General features: G+C 54.4%; 1 protein-coding gene. It reads right to left on the bottom strand.

The window, feature by feature from the left end; all coding sequences use genetic code 11:
* Positions 1 to 61 precede the first annotated feature (61 nt).
* Complete coding sequence (locus AACY02_RS25905; protein ID WP_339434356.1) at positions 62 to 1,321, bottom strand: IS256 family transposase; 1,260 nt, start codon at positions 1,319 to 1,321, stop codon at positions 62 to 64.
* Positions 1,322 to 1,373: the final 52 nt, after the last annotated feature.

Genomic DNA, 1,373 nt, shown 5'->3' with positions numbered 1-1,373 from the left:
GGGAGTGTCAGATTTTTTGTGTGCGGGCCGGTAACGGCCTGCCGTAAGGCAAGCCCTTTTTTCACCAGTTCAACCTGGTAAATCGATCTCCATAAAGAATCGCAAACTGATTCATTGCTGTCTTCCAGTCGTGCGCCGCGCTGCCCCAATTGGCAGTGATATTTTGCAGTGCCAGCCAGATCAGCTTCGTCGCTGCATCGTCAGTCGGGAAGTGGCCTCTTGTCTTGATGATCTTGCGCAACTGAGAATTGATGCTCTCGATGGCATTGGTGGTGTAGATCACTTTTCGGATGGCTGGCGGGAAGACGAAAAACGGGATGACTCGATCCCAGGCGCGTCTCCAAGCGGCTACGACGGTGGGGTATTGTTTGCCCCAAGGCCCAGCTTCAAATGCGTTAAGAGCGTGCTCGGCCGCTTCGACATTCAGTGCCTGATAAACCGGTTTCAGGGCTTTGGCCAACTCGCGACGCTTGTCCCAGGCGGCGTAATCAAGGCTGTTACGAATCAGGTGCACGATGCAGGTTTGCAAGGTCGTCGTCGGAAACACCGCGTTCAAGGCTTCTGGCATGCCTTTAAGGCCATCAGTTACAGCGATCAATACATCCTCGACGCCACGGGTTTTAAGGTCGTTAAAAACCTTCATCCAGAACTTGGCTCCCTCAGTGTTTTCGATCCAGATCCCTAAGATATCTCGAGTGCCGTCCGGTAATACACCTAAAGCCAGGTAGATTGCCTTGTTGCGAACCAGTCCTTCCTCACGGATTTTGACCCGCAGAGCATCGAAGAAAATCACCGGATACATCGGCTCAAGTGGGCGTTGCTGCCACGCAGCAACTTCCTCCAGCACCGCGTCGGTGACCGAGCTGATGAAATCATGGGAAACGTCAGTCCCGTACTGTTCCGAGAGGAACGCCCGAATCTCGCGGACGGTCATGCCACGGGCGTACATGGCAATGATCTTGTCGTCGAAGCCGGTAAAACGACGCTCATGTTTGGGGATCAGGATTGGAGAGAAACTGCCATCGCGATCCCTGGGAATGTCCAGACGAAGCGGGCCATCGTCGGTCAGTATGGTCTTGCCACTCGAGCCGTTGCGCTGATTACTCGCCCCCTCAGGGCGCTCCGCGCCCTGAGGGTAGCCAAGGTGTTGACCCAGCTCCGCGCCAAGGGCTCGCTCGATAAGCGCCTTTTTGAACGCCATCGACGCATCCTGAATCGCTTCGGCGCTCATTGGGCCTTTAACGAACTGATCAATCAGCTCTTTCGGGATCGAAGGAAACTGGGGTTTGACCTCCGAGGCCGGTTTCTTTTTGGTCGGCATACATGCTCCTTTTCAACATGTTATGCCCGAACACAAAATTTCTGACAGTCTC

It is taken from the genome of Pseudomonas sp. EA_65y_Pfl2_P78, from assembly GCF_963970495.1.
GTDB classification, from domain to species: Bacteria; Pseudomonadota; Gammaproteobacteria; order Pseudomonadales; family Pseudomonadaceae; genus Aquipseudomonas; species Aquipseudomonas baetica_A.
The sequence above is the reverse complement of the archived record's forward strand: the minus strand, read 5'-3'. Positions and strand labels throughout refer to the sequence as shown.

Excerpts from the sequence above, each read along its gene's own strand:
- AACY02_RS25905 (WP_339434356.1), bottom strand. The coding sequence starts at position 1,321 with ATGCCGACCAAAAAGAAACCGGCCTCGGAGGTCAAACCCCAGTTTCCT.